Source organism: Flavobacterium sp. (assembly GCF_013822155.1).
GTDB lineage: Bacteria > Bacteroidota > Bacteroidia > Flavobacteriales > Flavobacteriaceae > Flavobacterium.
Genome location: NZ_PNJW01000043.1, coordinates 1 through 17,713, shown reverse-complemented (window position 1 = coordinate 17,713; position 17,713 = coordinate 1). Strand labels below are relative to the sequence as shown.

Annotated in this window: 15 protein-coding genes; 9 read left to right on the top strand and 6 right to left on the bottom strand. The window is 31.1% G+C overall.

Features of this window, described 5'->3' with window-relative positions:
- Window positions 1–33 precede the first annotated feature (33 nt).
- From C0512_RS10860 to C0512_RS10845, 4 genes are all read right to left on the bottom strand, one after another.
- Window positions 34–585: a hypothetical protein gene (locus C0512_RS10860; RefSeq protein WP_290861458.1), complete on the bottom strand. Its 552-nt coding sequence runs from the start codon at window positions 583–585 to the stop codon at window positions 34–36.
- Between the two features lie 59 nt (window positions 586–644).
- Entirely contained in the window at window positions 645–1,205 is a 561-nt protein-coding gene (locus C0512_RS10855) for a hypothetical protein (RefSeq protein WP_290861456.1), read from the bottom strand.
- Window positions 1,206–1,376: 171 nt separating this feature from the next.
- Window positions 1,377–2,081: a hypothetical protein gene (locus C0512_RS10850; RefSeq protein ID WP_290861454.1), complete on the bottom strand. Its 705-nt coding sequence runs from the start codon at window positions 2,079–2,081 to the stop codon at window positions 1,377–1,379.
- Between the two features lie 261 nt (window positions 2,082–2,342).
- Window positions 2,343–4,061 (bottom strand): hypothetical protein, encoded by a 1,719-nt coding sequence (locus C0512_RS10845; RefSeq protein ID WP_290861452.1) that lies wholly within the window; start codon window positions 4,059–4,061, stop codon window positions 2,343–2,345.
- A 746-nt stretch (window positions 4,062–4,807) separates the two neighbouring features.
- Here C0512_RS10845 and C0512_RS10840 point away from each other — a divergent pair.
- From C0512_RS10840 to C0512_RS10805, 8 genes are all read left to right on the top strand, one after another.
- Window positions 4,808–5,062 carry a hypothetical protein gene (locus C0512_RS10840; protein WP_290861451.1) on the top strand — a complete coding sequence of 85 codons (255 nt, stop codon included), beginning with the start codon at window positions 4,808–4,810 and terminating at the stop codon, window positions 5,060–5,062.
- A 60-nt stretch (window positions 5,063–5,122) separates the two neighbouring features.
- Entirely contained in the window at window positions 5,123–5,449 is a 327-nt protein-coding gene (locus tag C0512_RS10835; protein ID WP_290861450.1) for a DUF6660 family protein, read from the top strand.
- A 95-nt stretch (window positions 5,450–5,544) separates the two neighbouring features.
- Window positions 5,545–9,894 (top strand): CusA/CzcA family heavy metal efflux RND transporter, encoded by a 4,350-nt coding sequence (locus C0512_RS10830; protein WP_290861449.1) that lies wholly within the window; start codon window positions 5,545–5,547, stop codon window positions 9,892–9,894.
- A gap of 11 nt (window positions 9,895–9,905) precedes the next feature.
- Entirely contained in the window at window positions 9,906–11,192 is a 1,287-nt protein-coding gene (locus C0512_RS10825) for an efflux RND transporter periplasmic adaptor subunit (protein ID WP_290861447.1), read from the top strand.
- Between the two features lie 40 nt (window positions 11,193–11,232).
- Entirely contained in the window at window positions 11,233–11,529 is a 297-nt protein-coding gene (locus tag C0512_RS10820; protein WP_290861445.1) for a heavy metal-binding domain-containing protein, read from the top strand.
- Window positions 11,530–11,547: 18 nt separating this feature from the next.
- Window positions 11,548–11,904: a heavy metal-associated domain-containing protein gene (locus tag C0512_RS10815; protein ID WP_290861443.1), complete on the top strand. Its 357-nt coding sequence runs from the start codon at window positions 11,548–11,550 to the stop codon at window positions 11,902–11,904.
- Window positions 11,905–11,906: 2 nt separating this feature from the next.
- Complete coding sequence (locus tag C0512_RS10810; protein WP_290861441.1) at window positions 11,907–12,272, top strand: DUF3703 domain-containing protein; 366 nt, start codon at window positions 11,907–11,909, stop codon at window positions 12,270–12,272.
- A 10-nt stretch (window positions 12,273–12,282) separates the two neighbouring features.
- On the top strand, window positions 12,283–14,277 hold the full coding sequence (locus C0512_RS10805) for a heavy metal translocating P-type ATPase (RefSeq protein ID WP_290861439.1): 1,995 nt from the start codon (window positions 12,283–12,285) through the stop codon (window positions 14,275–14,277).
- A gap of 224 nt (window positions 14,278–14,501) precedes the next feature.
- Here C0512_RS10805 and C0512_RS10800 read toward each other — a convergent pair whose 3' ends face one another.
- Complete coding sequence (locus tag C0512_RS10800; RefSeq protein ID WP_290861437.1) at window positions 14,502–15,206, bottom strand: LytTR family DNA-binding domain-containing protein; 705 nt, start codon at window positions 15,204–15,206, stop codon at window positions 14,502–14,504.
- Complete coding sequence (locus C0512_RS10795; protein ID WP_290861435.1) at window positions 15,203–16,327, bottom strand: sensor histidine kinase; 1,125 nt, start codon at window positions 16,325–16,327, stop codon at window positions 15,203–15,205. The genes C0512_RS10800 and C0512_RS10795 overlap by 4 nt, the downstream gene beginning before the upstream one ends.
- A 215-nt stretch (window positions 16,328–16,542) precedes the next feature.
- Between C0512_RS10795 and C0512_RS10790 the strand changes: the two genes are divergently transcribed.
- Window positions 16,543–17,713 (top strand): S41 family peptidase (locus C0512_RS10790; protein ID WP_290861433.1); only part of this gene is annotated, 1,171 nt, incomplete at its 3' end.

Sequence of the window (17,713 nt, the reverse complement as noted above, 5' to 3'; positions counted from 1 at the left end):
TTGCATACGATTCATTATTAAACGATAACTGTTTTATTTATGCCTTGAAATATCTTCTTCGATAATATTTTCGCCATTATAATAAAATAAAGTAGCGATAACGTTATTTGGGTCTTGGCAATATGAAATGGTTAGGCCGAAAAGATAAGTATAGTCGTCATCACTAATAAAACCTCTTATTTTATTTCTATCATGCTCAGTTATCAGTTCCTTTTTTGCTTCGACAACCAAAAAGTGCTGTGTGGGAACAGTTTTATCCATCCTTGAATGCATAATTATATCCGGCCTGGCAGTAATCCTTCCTTCAATTGTGTTAAGCATTTTTGGGTTTTCGTAATACCTATTGTATTCGATATCCACTATTAGATCTTCTAATTCCGTTTCATAACAATATTTCTCCAGATAAAAAGCCAGTCTATGATTGATAGTAGTTTCATGAAGCTTTCTGTTTAATCTAATAACCTCCTCACCTGATAGTTGATCAATCACTTCTTCAGCATGATTAAAAATATCACTATCACGTTCAATTAATTCATCAATACTCAGTTCCAGAATTTTCTTTATTAAGGAGAGGGTCTTTTTCAAGAGGTCTTTTCATAGTTTAAAATTTATAAAATAGTTTAAGCGAATCGTGGGACTTTTTGTTAATTACTAAACCTTCCACTTATGAAATCTTGCTCTAAAAGTAAATGTATCCTCTCAATCTCGTCAATTATAGGAATGATTTTATATTCCAAATGCAAAATTGTGAATACTGCTTCGTTGAGAAAATAGCCGCGAAATATTTGCTTAGCCTCCATGTCAATTCTTGGACCAACATATATGGGAATAATGGTTCCCGCTGAGAATTCAGACAGATACAAGTCGAGTTTTTCGTCGAAGTGTTCGATGAAATTCCTTACCTGTTTATCCTTAAGGCAATTCTGCTCATGAATCCCATACGCTTCGCGTAACCTTTTTCCCCTGCCTTTATGGATCTTGGTTCTGCTAACCGGCCAGAAAAATTTAGAAATTAATGCAGCTTGGGTACAGATATTCTGGACTGCGTCAATAAGAATTTTTCCGTTTTCATAATCTCCTTCCTGAATTTGGTCTAAGACGGTTACCACTACATTTTTTTCAGAAAGAATTGTCCGGGTTATTGACAATAAACTTTCAATGTAGAAAATCTCATGCGGAAACCATATTTTACATTCTTCGCTCATTCGTAGGTTATTTTGAAAATGACTTAAAATTGTACGCCACTGATCTTCGCTTTGAAAAAACGAGTGGAAGTGATTTCCGCTAAGATAAAGTTTTTCGAAACGACAACATAAATTTGCGATTAGTCAAAAAAAGATTTAGCGGATACTAGGCATGATTTTCTACTCTACATTTTATAAGTTTTTTTTCTTTTCAAAATCATTTACTATTTGCTCATATGTCATTTCTTTTAATAATATTCTATACTCTTTAAACATTTTATTGAAACCATTTACAATATTCTCTAGTGGAATTGCTGTTAATTTATTTTTTTGTTTATCAAATTCTCCATTAAAATTCCTTATTGCATAAACAGTTGGTTTATCAAGTTGTCTATAAAATACAATATGGTCATTTATAAATGAATGTTTGTAAGTGTTCGTAATATCATTCACATTCTTTAAAAAATCTTTATAATCAATAAAGAATCTCACATCATCAAATTTTCTCTCATTCCATTTACCCAATAGATTCCCAATAGATTCTATTTCAATTTTACTAGGATAATCACCTAAAACTTTTCTTTTTTCAACAATGTATAGCAAAGCTATAAGCTCATCAACTATCATTCTTAAATCTGACATAACATTTATAATTTCAATATAAGGTGCGATTTTAGTTTTCTTACTAGTTAAACCATTTCTCTCTTTGAAATTGACATTATAAATTTCTACTTTTTCGCATATTGAAACTAAAGTATCATTGAGATAATCTAATCTGCTGAATATAAATAAAAATTTACTACTTAAATTACCCCAATTTTCAGAACCTGAAAACTCTGGAATATCATCTGCATAGATTTCTTTTGTTGAATCTCGATATATATCAAATTGAACCATATTAAAATATTAAAAGTTAATTATACCTTTACGAAATTACTCAAAAGTTAATTTAGAAAAGTAAACCGCTGAATTTATTGCAAAAAGTACCTTAAACGTAAGCAAGAGAGCCATCCGTTAATAATTGTTTGGCGAGATTGGAGTTTTAGGTTTAATGGAAAGTTCGTTTTGTTCTTGGAAAATTCGTGTTTAACCTAAAAATCTAGCATCTTTATTCCCTAACCTCGCCATGCGACTGAACGTTTCCGGAATTTAAACATATCACATTTTTGGCTTGCCAAGTTTTAATTCTTTTAGAAGTGCATATGCTATAGGTGCCTCCCGTTGTTTCTTTTTATCTAAATGTAATTCATTTTTAAACCCAAGACCAATCGAATATAGTTCATCAAAAAATTTATTCATATCGGGAGACATAATTACCGGGGCGAAGTGATTGCAATAGCTGAAAAAGACTTTTGGCTGCATAAGAAACAGCGCACCAAGATCCAGCTCATCGTAGCAAAATAATCTTCCATGCAGTTTTTCACGTGCAGTAAGATAGGTTACGAATTCCTGAAGATGATTTTGTTTTCGACTCAGCGTAATTAAAAATGTTTCCAAGTCATCGACGGCAATTGCCCAAGGATAATCATTATCATCTTCGACCTCAAGCAAGTGTGCCAAGTTACATTCTATCTGTCCAAACCTTTCCTGTGTTACAACAATTGAAAATACTTCGTGAATCTTTCCAGGATATATTTTATCTATAATTTCGCCACGATGATTTTTTATATGAAAAGGTTGTCCAGTTAATACTAATTCTTCCATTTCTCTAGCCTGAAGATAACCTTTACCAATAGATCGTTTAAAATCATCTTTAATTCTGTCGAAGGCCTTTAATGGGTCTCTAAACGGAATACGGTATTTATTAGCTTTACATTCTATGATGAACGCATATTTATTAATTACTACAAGAAGGTCTTTCTCCTGTTTAGTTACGTAATAATTAGTATACACTTTAGCTTTTTTTCCAAAAAAGCTTTTAAAAAGGTCTGCTGTTTTTACTTCGAGGTAATTTTCCCTTTGGTCCAGTACCCTCCTCCCGTCACTGTCTATGGTTGAACAAAAATCAAATAGAAAATCATAAGTAGCATTTATCAACTGTTTAGAAAAGATCATTACCAGATGATCCCCATCCATTAGTAATATTGGCTGTAAAAGATAAGGACAGCTATCGCTATAGTATAGGTAATTTACATTTTCTTCCCTTGTTAGCGTGAAAATGGCGAGTAGGTTTTTTATTTTATCTTCAGGTAAAAGCGACTTTACTCTTTCTATAGGAATTCCAAGGTTAAATATGCCGTTATCCGTAATTTCAAGTAATTCAGAAGCTTCTTGCCTTGTTAGATCTTCCGGGTAGTCGCGGGCCTTTAAGATTAAATCCCTTTGCTCATGAGTATGATCATAATATTTTTCGTAGCGCTCAGTTTCCAAATTACACAGCCCAATGTAAAAGTTAATAAAATCGTCAATTGTTAATCCATATTCTTCCACAATCAGAGATTCAAAATGGATAAATGTCTTACGAATTTTTTCAATATCCTGTTCTGTATATGTCAATGGAGCATTAAGATAAAAATTGAGGAAGGTACTATTGCTTATAAATAATTTTTCGGCATTTTCGCTGTTAAAGCCACTATTTTTATACTCTTCAGAAGTAATGGAGTACTGTTCTTCAATGTCGTTCAGCAGGTTAACTATCTTCGTATAGTCGTCGCTGTAAGCCTCAAAACGTTCGTTTCCCCCAAATCCAGTCCTGTGGTACAATGAAATTAAATATGTTAACTGCCGAATGGGAGATTTTAATTCAACTTTTAAAACACTATTGTTTCGATAGTGCATATTTGTATAAAAGCTCCAATGCGCAATAAAAGTTTTATGTTCATATTTTCTAATTAAATTTTTTAGGTTAGTAGAGAGTGTGGTTACGTTATTTTGCATGAAGGCTTACCAGAAGTTTTAAGATGTTAAAATTAATTATTCTACTTGAGAAAATTACACATTAAATATAGAATATAATAATAGAGTTGCTATTTGACTAGGGGATTTAGTTGTCATATGTAAACATAAACAAATTAGAGATAGTTAATAATATCCTCTGAAATTTCTTAGGATATATTATACAGGTTAAGCTTGAAACTCAAGTGTTGCTAAACAATTTGTGTTTGATAAACACTCAAGCATTAAAAACAGATGCTTTAATTTTTGGCACTAACTATTGACCGATCTTACAATAAAGTAAAAATTTCAAAGTAAAAATAATAGTCATAATAGATATAAACATAAAACATTTATAATCAATTAATTAAATCTCATTAAATAGAGTCAAAATTGGCACTAAGTGTTCGATTAAAGTCCCTCCCACCCACTTAAGGAGACGTCTATATTTAGGCGTCTCTTTTTTTTATCAATTTAACATATTAATTTACAACAAATTAAATCCAAAAACATCTACTTCAAAAAGTGTTCGAGTTTTTTAAGTTTCTAATTGACTAAAATGTTTTAGCTTCAAATCTCACTGTATATGAGCATAGTGTGTTCGAAATCTCCCTGACCATTCATTCACCTCATCCATCTTTGATATCATATTTCTTGAAAGAAATAGTCAGCATACTTATTCACAACAGTTTGGAAGTAAACAACAAGGTGGTTTTATAGATATCGTTCAGCCAATTCTAAATCGTACAATGCTAGATCGGGAAAAGGCAACATTAAATGTAGATTGTAGATTAGAATATATAGATTGGAATGTGGTTAAATATAACGATACTGATGGTAATATAGGTGAAGATTTATGGAGTGTGGTTTCTGCTATTAGTTTTAGACCAAATAGTCAAACAGTTATTCGTTTAAATTATAGATTACTAAAACAACGAGATATACTATTAAATCCACCATCTATGACAGATGGATTCAATTTTAGGATATCAACTTATTTTTAAAATAATTGCCCGATTTGTAATTATTTTTATTTTTTGTAAAAATGTACTACATTTACAACGATGAAAATCTTAAATATCATATTATCAATATATATAGTTATGCTTACTGCCTATCCTTGTGCAGATAAGCATAATGATGTTACTACTATTTCATCAAATTCACAAGTTCACTCACAACACAATCATTCGCACGATGAAGAAACAGATTTATGCTCTCCCTTTTGTGTTTGCAATTGTTGTGGTCAACAAACATTAACCTTTTTAGATGTTCAATCTTTTCAATTTTTAGTTCGATTTCAAGAAATAAAAACTTCAATTTCTTTTTATAAGTCAACTTCGTTTTCAAATTTCTACGGAAGCATTTGGCAACCACCACAGTTAGTGTAATGAAGCCCGAGTAATTTCGGGTTAATAAGTTGTGTCTTTTAAGCAACTAAAAAAAATAACAGTTCTCTGTTTATTAATTCATTACACAAAATAAAATGTTAGATAAAATCATTCATTTTAGTATCAATAATAAATTTATTATTGGTCTTTTTACTCTAGTATTAGTCATTGTAGGTAGTTATTCATTATATACTTTACCAATAGATGCTTTACCAGATATTACAAATAATCAAGTACAAATAATTACAAGTTCACCTACTTTAGCAACTCAAGAAGTAGAGCAGTTTATAACATATCCAATAGAGCAATCAGTTAAATCAATTCCTAATGTTGTGGAGCTTCGTTCCATAAGTCGTTTTGGTTTAAGTGTGGTTACCGTTGTTTTTAAAGAAGATGTCGATATTTATTGGGCAAGAGCACAAATAACAGAACGTATTAAAGAAGCAGAAAATACCATACCAAAAGGTGTTGGAACTCCTGAAATGGCTCCAGTAAGTACAGGTTTAGGCGAAATATACCAATATGTAGTATTTCCCAAAAAAGGGTACGAAGAAAAATACAACGCTACTGATTTAAGAACCATTCAAGATTGGATAATAAAGCCCCAATTAATTGGTACAAAAGGTGTTGCCGAAGTAAATACTTTAGGTGGAAACCTAAAACAATATGAAATAGCTGTGGTTCCAGACAAGCTAAGAAGTATGAATACAACCATCACTGAAATATTTGAAGCATTAGAAAATAATAATGAAAATACAGGTGGTGCCTACATTGATAAAAAACCTTATGCTTATTTTATTAGAGGTGTCGGAATGGTTAGCAGCATCGACGATATAAATAAAATAGTGGTTAAAAATCAAAACGGAATACCTATTCTTATTCGTGATGTAGCCAATGTTCAAATAGGTAGCAGTATTCGTTATGGAGCAGTAACAAAAGATGGAAAAGGCGAAGAAGTTTCGGGAATGGTGATGATGCTTAAAGGTGAGAACAGTGGTGAAGTAGTTAAGGTGGTTAAAGACAAAATGGAACAAATCAAAAAATCACTTCCTGAAGGTGTAGAAATTGAAGCGTTTATGGACAGAACCGTTTTGGTAAACAAAGCTATAAGTACAGTTCAAACCAATTTAATTGAAGGAGCATTAATAGTTATTTTCATTTTAGTATTACTACTTGGTAATTGGAGAGCAGGTTTAGTTGTTGCTTCGGTTATTCCATTGGCATTATTATTTGCTATTTCTATGATGAAACTTTTTGGAGTTAGTGGTAATTTAATGAGTTTAGGTGCAATCGATTTTGGGCTAATTGTAGATGGAGCAGTAATTATTGTTGAAGCGATAATACATCGACTCCAAGTAAGCAAAAAAGGCAAACTCACCACACAAGAAATGAATGATGAAGTATATCAAGCATCTTCAAAAATTAGAAGTAGTGCAGCTTTTGGAGAAATAATAATCTTAATTGTGTATCTTCCTATTTTAGCTTTAGTAGGTATCGAAGGAAAAATGTTTGGTCCAATGGCACAGACGGTTTCTTTTGCCATATTAGGAGCATTTATATTGTCTTTAACATACGTCCCTATGATGTCGGCTTTGGCATTAAAAAAACAAACAGGACATAAAAAGAATTTTAGCGATAAAATAATAGATACAATTTACAATTTCTACACACCTCTTTTAGAAAAAGCATTACGAGTTAAAGAAGCAATTATTGGTGTTGCTATTGCATTATTTATAGGCTCATTGTTTTTATTTAATACTTTAGGTGGTGAATTCATTCCTACACTTGATGAAGGAGATATTGCAACGCATTTAATCATAGCTTCCGGTAGTTCATTATCTCAAGAAGTGGAAGCAACTACAAAAGCTGAACAAATTTTAAGAGCAAAATTTCCAGAAATTAAAATGATTGTAACCAAAATTGGTTCAGCTGAAATTCCTACAGACCCAATGCCTATTGAAGCTGGAGATATGATTATTCTCTTGAAGGATAAAAGTGAATGGACTTCCGCAGAAACGAAAGAGGAACTAATGGAAAAAATGGAACATGCATTGTCGGATATTCCTGGTGCATTTACTGAGTTCTCCCAACCTATTCAAATGCGTTTTAATGAGTTAATGACTGGTGTAAGAAGTGATGTCGCCGTTAAAATTTTTGGTGATGATATTGATATGTTAGTTAGCAAAGGCGAGGAAGTTGTGCAATTAATTAATAGTATTGAAGGTGTTTCAGATGCTAAAGCAGAACGAGTTGCAGGTTTGCCACAAATAACAATTAGATACAATAAAGATAAATTAGCATTGTATGGTTTAAAAATTGGCGACCTGAATAAAGTAGTTCGTATGGGATTTGCAGGTGAAACCGCAGGTGTTGTTTATGAAGGAGAAAAACGTTTCGATTTAGTAGTTCGTTTAGCAAATGATAGCCGAAAAGATATTGAAAACTTAAAGGCGTTGTTTGTAACATTACCATCAGGCAATCAAATTCCGTTAGAACAAATTGCTGATGTAAAGTATGAAGATGGACCAATGCAAATTTCTCGTGAAAACGGAAAGCGTAGAATAGTTGTAGGTTTCAATGTTCGTGGTGCTGATGTAAAAACGGTTGTAGAAACTATTCAAGCTAAATTAGACGATAAACTAAAATTACCTGAAGGATATTACACTACTTATGGCGGACAATTTGAAAATCTTATCGAAGCAAACAAACGACTTTCTGTTGCTGTGCCAGTAGCATTAGGTTTAATTCTAGTCCTACTTTATTTTACATTCAAATCAATTAAACAATCGTTGTTAATATTTACAGCAATTCCATTATCTGCTATTGGAGGTATTGTGGCGTTATGGTTACGCGATATGCCGTTTAGTATTTCCGCAGGTGTCGGATTTATTGCTCTTTTTGGTGTAGCGGTATTAAACGGAATTGTTTTAATCGGTTATTTTAATGAACTTAAAAAACAAGGTATGGATAATGTATATGACCGAATAAAAGAAGGAACTAAAGTACGTTTAAGACCTGTTATATTAACTGCTGCTGTAGCTTCACTTGGGTTTTTACCAATGGCAATAAGTAGTAGTGCTGGTGCCGAGGTTCAAAAACCTTTAGCTACAGTAGTAATAGGTGGTTTAATAACTGCTACTTTACTAACATTAATAGTTTTACCAATTCTGTATTTATATTTTGAAAAAGGGATTAAAATAAAACGAAAAACCATGAAGAATTCAGCTATGCTACTTGCATTTTTATTTAGTTCATTAGCAATCAATGCACAAGAAAAGCAAAAATTAAGTTTAAATGAAGCATTAGAAATGGGGCTAAAAAACAACTTAAACATTCAAGCGGTTACCTTAGAAACTAAAATGCAATCACAATTAGTAAAGACTGCATTCGAATTGCCTAAAACAGAAATTTCAGGAACTTTTGGACAAATAAATACGCAAGCTCAAGATAAAAATTTTCAAATTAGTCAGAGTTTCAATCCTTTTCAAATAAGTGCAAAAAGAAAATTATTGCAAGAAAATAGTTCGGCTAGTCAAAATAAATTAAGTGTTTCTAAGCAAGAAATAACATTTTCTATTCGTCAATCTTGGAATACCATTCTATACTTTGAAAAGCAAAATGCATTATTAGAAAAGCAAAATGAACTAATGCAAAAATTTGTAAAATCAGCAACATTAAAGTTTCAAACAGGTGAAACAAGTGCTTTAGAAAAAACAATTGCAGTAGCTAAACAACAAGAATTAGAACAAAAAATAAAACAATTCAAAACGCAAATTGCTATCGAAAAATCAAAGCTTAAAACACTTTTAGATTTAGAAAATGATATTGAAATTTCGGATACAACTTTTGTGCCTATGCCTTTTATTGCAAAAATGGATAGCACATTAGTGAAACAAAATCCGGTAGTTCAGTTAGCTAATCAACAAGTAAAAATAGCACAAGCCAATCATAAATTAGAAAAATCAAATTTATTTCCAGAGTTTTCAGTAGGCTACTTTTTGCAATCCATAACAGGGAATCAAGAAGTTGATGGTGTAACGAAATACTATAATAATTCACCACAATTTCAAGGTTTTTCTGTCGGACTTTCTCTTCCTATGTTTATGGGTAGCACTATTAATAAAAGTAAAGCAGCAAAAACAAATATAGAAATGGAGCAAAAAAATGCTAACTATATAAACCAGCAATTTAAAAGTCATTTAGAGCAGCAAATGGAGCAACTTACAACCTATCAATCATTGATAGATTATTATAAAAATACAGCGATTCCTAATGCTGATTTAATAATTAAAAATGCTACAAAAAGTTATCTAAATGGAGATATTTCGTATGTAGAATATGTACAAGGTATTGAAACGGCTACCGAAATACTAACTAATTATAATGAAGCTATAAATAACTTTAATCAAACTATAATAGCTATACAATATACTATCAATCAATAACATAAACAGAAATGAAGAAATCAAATATCATATACGCATCAATAGTTGGAGCAATAATCCTTGCTATTATTTTATATTTTTCTTTGCGTCATACGGAAGGTGATGGACATGAACATGCTGATGGCGAAACACATACAGAAGAAAGTCATTCAGATGAAAAAGAGCCTACAGCAATAAAAGAAGTAGAACTAAACGAAGCACAGTTTAAAGCATCAAGTATCGAATTAGGGACTTTTTCAGATAAAAATTTAAGCGAAGTAATAAATGTAAATGGTTATACAAAGTTACCTCCACAAAATCAAGCTGATGTTTCAGTTTATACATCAGGAATTGTAAAAACTATTACTATTTCAGAAGGACAATATGTTAGCAAAGGACAAACCATTGCAACTATTGAAAGTCCTGAGTTCACTAAATTGCAAGAAGCTTATTTAACTTCAAAAAGCAATTTGGAGTTTTTAAAATTAGAATTTGAAAGACAAAAAACATTAAGCGATGAAGAAGTAAATTCTAAAAAAACGTTTCAAAAAACAAAGGCAGAATACGAAATTGAAAGATCTCGATTTAATTCGCTGCAAAAACAATTAAATACTTTAAATATTAGTGGTAATGGAAACGCAACAGCAACCGTTCCTGTGCTTGCTCCAATTTCTGGAAACTTAACCGAAATTTATATTAAAATTGGAAGTAATGTAGAAGCAGGTAAACCACTAATGAATATTGTGGATAATTCAAAAATGCACGTAGATTTATTAGTCTATGAAAAAGATTTATTTAAGGTGAAAATTGGTCAAACTGTACGTTTTGTTTTAGTAAATCAAGATAATTCAGAAGTAAAAGGAAAAATATTTAGTGTCGGTAAATCCTTTGAAAACGATACAAAATCAGTAGCTGTACATGCAGATATTTCAAACAACCAACAAAAATTAATACCAGGAATGTATGTAAATGCGCTTATAGATGTAGGTTCAAATAACGTAAAAGCATTACCAAATGAAGCTATTATTAAGGCTGATGGACGCGAATTTATTTTTGTTTTAGAAGAAGGACATAAAGAAGAAGCTCACGATGAAAAAGACGGACATAATCATGAAGACGGACATGAACACGAAGAAGCTGAAGGAAAAACATTCCATTTTCAACGCATTGAGGTAAAATCAGGAACCACACAATTAGGATATACACAAGTTACTCTATTACAAAAAATCGATGCAAACGCAAAGATTGTTTTAAAAGGAGCTTATTACATTCAAAGCCATTTGATTAAAAATGAAGGTGGTGGTGGTCACGAACATTAAAAATTATTAATTTAAATTATAATCTAAATTCAATTAACAAATGAAAAAATCAATTTTAATTATGGCACTTGCCATTGCTTTAGGCACAACGGTTTCTTGTAATAAAAAAGAAGAAACTACAAAAACAGCAACAGAACACGAAGGACATAATCATAAAGAGGGTAAAGAGCATAAAGTTGCTTATGAATGTCCAATGGATTGTGAAAAAGGAAAAACATACGATGAAAAAGGAACTTGTCCTGTTTGTAAAATGGAATTAATAGAAGCGAAAGCTGAAAACCACGAAGGTCATGATCATTCAAAAGAGAATCACGATGGACATAATCATAATCATTAATCTAAAAATAAATAAACCATGAGAAATTCAGTATTAAAATCAATCGTATTAGTTGTATCATTATTTTTCTTTTCAAATTTTGTTTCAGCTCAAAAAACAACCCAAAAAGCGGTAATCAAAACCTTTTTACATTGCGACCATTGTAAAGAATGTGAAACGTGTGGGCAAAAATTTGATAAAGAAATATTGAAAATTAAAGGTGTAAAAATGTATGAGTTAGATGATAAAGCAATGACTTTAACAATCTATTACAACTCAAAAAAAACAAACCTTCAAACAATTAAAGAAGCTATTTCAAAAATGGGTTATGATGCAGATGAAGTCAAAGCAGATCCAAAAGCTTATGAAAGTTTAGACGGTTGTTGTAAGGCATAAGTATGAAGTTTTATATTAAAATGCCAAATAAACTAATTCCTTTTTATCAAAAAGAGTTAGAAATGGTTAAGGACAATTTAAAGCAAGATAATTTGCAAAATGCTTGGCTTCATTTAGAGAGAGCACACATTATTGGGCAAAAATATCCTTATGAGCATTCCTTTGTTCACTGGAAAATGTTACAATTTGGTATTAAAATAAAAAGTACTAAAGAAGTGGTTGGTCAAATCCCAAGATTATTGGTAGGTGGTGTAAAATCATTCGTTGGTCATATTCCAGTAGGTAATACAGGTGGTGCAAATGTACCACCTTTAAGAACAATGGAAATACCCAAAGATATTCAAGAAATTTTAAAGTTGAACGCATAATTTTTATAGCATGGAACATCAACACATTTATGACAAACAAGGAAAACAAATTTGTTGTTCGTTAGAAGAAAAAATAAATAAAAAAACCGAAGATCATTCTGATGATGATGGACACGACCACAATCATTCAAACGAAGAAAAATCTACATTTCAAATGTTCTTACCAGCGATAATAAGTTTCGTTTTATTAATGGTTGCCATTGGGTTGGATAACTATTTTCCGCAATCTTGGTTTACAGGTTATGTTAGAATTGGTTGGTATATTTTAGCCTACATACCGGTAGGTTTTCCAGTTGTTAAAGAAGCTTTTGAAAGTATTAGAAAAGGTGATGTGTTTTCAGAGTTTCTATTAATGAGTATTGCTACAATTGGTGCTTTTGCAATTGCCGAATTTCCAGAAGGTGTAGCAGTTATGCTATTTTATGCCATTGGAGAAATATTCCAAACATTGGCAGTTCAACGAGCAAAAGCAAACATCAAAACATTACTCGACCAAAGACCAGAAGAAGTAACTATTCTCGAAAACAATGTTGCCAAAACAATCAAAGCAGCAAATGCTAAAATTGGTGATATTATTCAACTAAAAGCAGGCGAAAAATTAGGTTTAGATGGCGAATTACTTTCTGATACTGCTTCTTTCAATACAGCTGCATTAACAGGAGAAAGTAAGCCAGACACCAAAGAAAAAGGAGAAACTGTTTTAGCAGGAATGATAAACTTAAATTCGGTTTGTCAAGTAAAAGTTACTGTTGCTTACACAGATAGTAAACTGTCAAAAATACTAGAAATGGTACAAGATGCTACTGCCAAAAAAGCACCAACCGAATTATTTATCAGAAAGTTTGCAAAAATATATACACCAATTGTAGTTGCTTTAGCCATTGCAATATGTGTTGTACCGATGTTATTTGTAGAAAATTACCAATTTAGAGATTGGTTGTATCGAGCTTTAGTTTTCTTAGTTATTTCGTGTCCTTGTGCATTAGTTATAAGTATTCCTTTAGGTTATTTTGGCGGAATTGGAGCAGCTTCTAAAAACGGAATTCTTTTCAAAGGAAGTAATTTTCTCGATGTAATGGCTACCATTCAAAACGTTGTGATGGATAAAACAGGAACGATGACTGAAGGCGTTTTTAAAGTGCAAGAAGTTGTTTTTAATGCCGATTTTAACAAAGATGAAATTCTGCAATTAGTAAATGCTATCGAAAGCCAAAGTACACATCCAGTTGCAACTGCCATTCATCAATATGTTGGGAAAATTGATAGTACAATTGAACTAAAAAATGTAGAAGAAATATCAGGACACGGATTAAAAGCCAATGTAAATGGTAAAGAATTATTAGTGGGTAATTTCAAACTAATGGATAAATTCTTTATTTCGTATGATATCGATCCATCAAGTATCGTTTATACATTAATTGCTGTAGCTTACAATAAAAAATTTGTTGGATATTTAACCATTGCAGATAGTATCAAAGAAGATGCACAAATCACTATTGATAAATTAAAAGCGATGGGAGTAAAAACCACAATGCTAAGTGGCGATAAAAAAACAGTGGTGCAATTTGTAGCTCAAAAACTCGGAATTACTAATGCTTTCGGTGATTTATTACCTGAAGATAAAGTAAATAAAGTCAAAGAAATCATTACAAAAAACGAAACAGTTGCTTTTGTTGGTGATGGTGTAAACGATGCTCCTGTAGTTGCTTTAAGTAATGTTGGTATTGCAATGGGTGGTTTAGGAAGCGATGCCACTATAGAAACTGCCGATGTTGTGATACAAGATGATAAACCAAGTAAAATTCCAATGGCTATAAATATTGGCAAACAAACCAAGAAAATTGTTTGGCAAAATATCATTTTAGCATTTAGTGTTAAGGCAATAGTTTTAATACTTGGTGCAGGTGGTTTAGCCACAATGTGGGAAGCTGTTTTTGCTGATGTTGGTGTAGCTTTGTTAGCAATATTAAATGCGGTTAGAATACAAAGGATGAAGTTTCATTAGCTAACTTTAAATCAAGTTATAAATATATAATTTGCAACAAATTGTTTCTACTTCGAAATCTCCCTGACCATTCATTCACCTCATCCATCTTTGATATCATCTTTCTTGAAAGTACTGGCCAACAGATATAGAAAATCCAGAATAATAATTGCCTCGTCTTCATTAACTCATGTGCCTCCTTGCCTTAATACGTTTATAACTTTACAGCGAATAGCACAACAATACTATAAAAGTTTATTAATATTTTCTTTATAGGTTTGTCCAATTGGTATTTTATGCACATCAATTAAGATTCTATTGCCTTCTATTTGCTTAATTTTATTTTTAGCAACAATAAAGGATTTATGAGTTCTTATAAAATCTAATTTTGGGAGCAACTTTTCAAAATCTGAAATTTTTTGAGGACTAACAATCATATCATTCTTTAAATACACTTTGATAAAATGTCCGTAAGCTTCTATAAATAATAAATCTTCAAAATGAATTTGATGATGTTTCTTATCACCTTTTAAGAAAAAACTACTAGCTTTTGGTTCCGTTTCAGTAGTTGGCAATGCAGCTATGCTTTTCTTATTTTGAGTACTATCAATTGTCTTGTTAATCGCTTTTATAAAGCGTTCAAAGCTAAATGGTTTCAGCAAATAATCAGAAATATTAAGTTCATAACCTTCTAAAGCAAATTCTTTGTAGGCTGTGGTGACTATTATTTTAGGTGGATTGGGCAGTGTTTTTAAAAAATCGAAACCAGATAGCTTGGGCATGTTAATATCCAAAAACAACAAGTCGACATCATTTTCATTTAAAAACTGCATGGCTTCAAAGGCATTATAGCAATTTCCTTTCTTTTCTAAATGTTGAAAATTTTCGCAATAGTTTTCAATAATGCGATGTGCAATAGGCTCATCATCAATAATTAAATAGTGAATCATATTGTGTCTATTTTAAGCGTTAATTTATATATAGCATCTTTAACTTCAATTTGAATTTTGTGTTTATCAGGATATAATAATTTTAAACGCTGTTTTAAATTGTCAATTCCAATACCTACAGTCTCATTAGATTCTCGTTCTTCAAAGTTATTTTCAATATCAAAATGGATTATACCTTTATCAATATTCATATTAATATAAACATAAGCATTCTCTGTTAAGCGTTCTACGCCATGCTTAAATGCGTTTTCTAAAGGAATAATGAATAGCAATGGGGCAATTTGATAATTCAAGTCCTGAGAATGATTAAAAACAATATCCACCCTTTTTTGATATCGTAGTTTATGCAATTCAATGTAATTCTTTAAATATTCTATTTCATCCTTTAACGACACAACATCTTCTTTTCCCATATAAATGGTATAACGCATGATGTCAGATAGTTTTAAAACAACACTTGGGGCATCATCTGATTTCTCCATTATTAAACCATATAGATTATTTAAAGTATTGAAAAAAAAGTGTGGATTAATTTGACTTTTCAATAACGATAATTCTGCTTTAGCTTTTTTTGATTCTACGGTTTTTAACCATTTCCATTGCTGGTAAAACCAAATTAAAAGTAACACAAAAAAGGGAACTGTCAAGATGATTTTAATCTCTTTTTCTTGCTGTAAGTAACTATTTATATCATCAATATAAACTCGTATATAATAAAAATAACCTAAAGCCAAGACATAAAAGCTAATTATAACTAATGCATATTTCTTAAAATACGAAGGTGCTATAATGGAAAAAAAGAATAATCCAACACCAACTAATCCTATAAAAGTTATTGGATTGTCCACTATTTTGGAATTCACATCATTTATAAGGATGACTAAAATAATAATAATCAGGGTAATTAACTTTAGACTAGTGCCTTTATGTTGTTTTAAAAACGAAAAATAATGAATAGGCAATGAGATTAGTAACCAACTAAAAATAAAACTCAGTGTGTTTGCTAATACTGATGAATTGTCAATATGAATAAAATCAAAGTGTAATAAAATAAATACTAGTATCCGATGGATTAACAATCCATATATAAAGGCTTTGTATTTTTTAAGAAATGTAATCATGGGTCAAAATTAATGATAATTGTCTTTTCTTACATTACAATATGCACCAACTCCCTTAAAAGTAGCGCAAACGCCATTCTTTCTTACTTCAAATAGATTTGAGTACATTTATAAATCGTATAGGACAATTTTCTATGCGTTCATGACAAATACTTTACAGCGTTTTAGTTTACCAATATGTTTGCTGAAAATTATAAACATTAAACTTAAAAATTATGAAAACCAATTTTAAAATTATGCTTTTAATGCTACTTGTAACCATGCAGAACCTAAAAGCACAAGACCAAGAAAGCGAGTTAAAAACAAAAGAAAAGAATGACATTATATCTTCAATAAAAACACACCTTGAGGAATCCTATATTGATTTAGACCTATCAAAAAAAATGATAATTGAACTGGATAAAAATTTAAAGTCTAATAAGTATAAGAAAATTACAAGTCCTGATGAATTCTCTAAGATAATAACTGAAGACCTACAAAGTGTTAGCAAAGACCAGCATCTTAAAGTTCAATTTGAACCGAAGCGTATCGCAAGAGAAAAGCTGGCAGTTTCTGAAGAAAAGCAATTGGAAATGGAAAAAAAAACGGCTGCGCAAATGGCAGAAATTAACTACGGATTTACGGAAGCGAAAATACTGGACGGAAATATTGGTTATTTAAATTTACGTCTGTTTGCAGATATAAAATATGCAGAAGAAACTGCTACAGCTACCATGAATTTTTTAAGCAATACCAACGCAATCATTATTGATTTACGTTCAAATGGCGGTGGCGTTCCAAGCATGATGCAATTGCTATCAAGCTATTTCTTTGATGAAATACCCGTTTTATTAAGTGATTTCTATGAACGAAAAACAGACACAAAAACGCAACTGTATTCACTTGCGAATGTGAATGGAAAACGAAGCATGAACAAGCCAATTTACATTTTAACGAGTAAACATACATTTTCTGCAGCAGAAGCCTTTGCTTATACTTTAAAACATTTAGATAAAGCTATTGTAGTAGGTGAAATTACCAAAGGAGGCGCTAATAGAGCAAAACGAATTAATTTAAATGACGAATTTACAATATCTGTACCTTACATCCAATCCATTCATCCAATTACAAAAACAAACTGGGAAGGAAAAGGTGTGCAACCAAATATTGAAGCAAATGAGAAAGAAGCCTTTGTATATGCATACATTGACGCAATTAATAAAACGAGCCTAAAAAACAAAGAGGCTATTTTAAACAAAATTGGTTATGCTTTTCTAAAAGAAAAATCTGTTGACAATGCTATAATAGTATTTCAAGAAAACGTAAAACTATTTCCAAATAATGCCAATACTTGGGATAGTTTAGGTGAAGCCTATTTTACGAATCATGATAAAGAAAATTCATTAA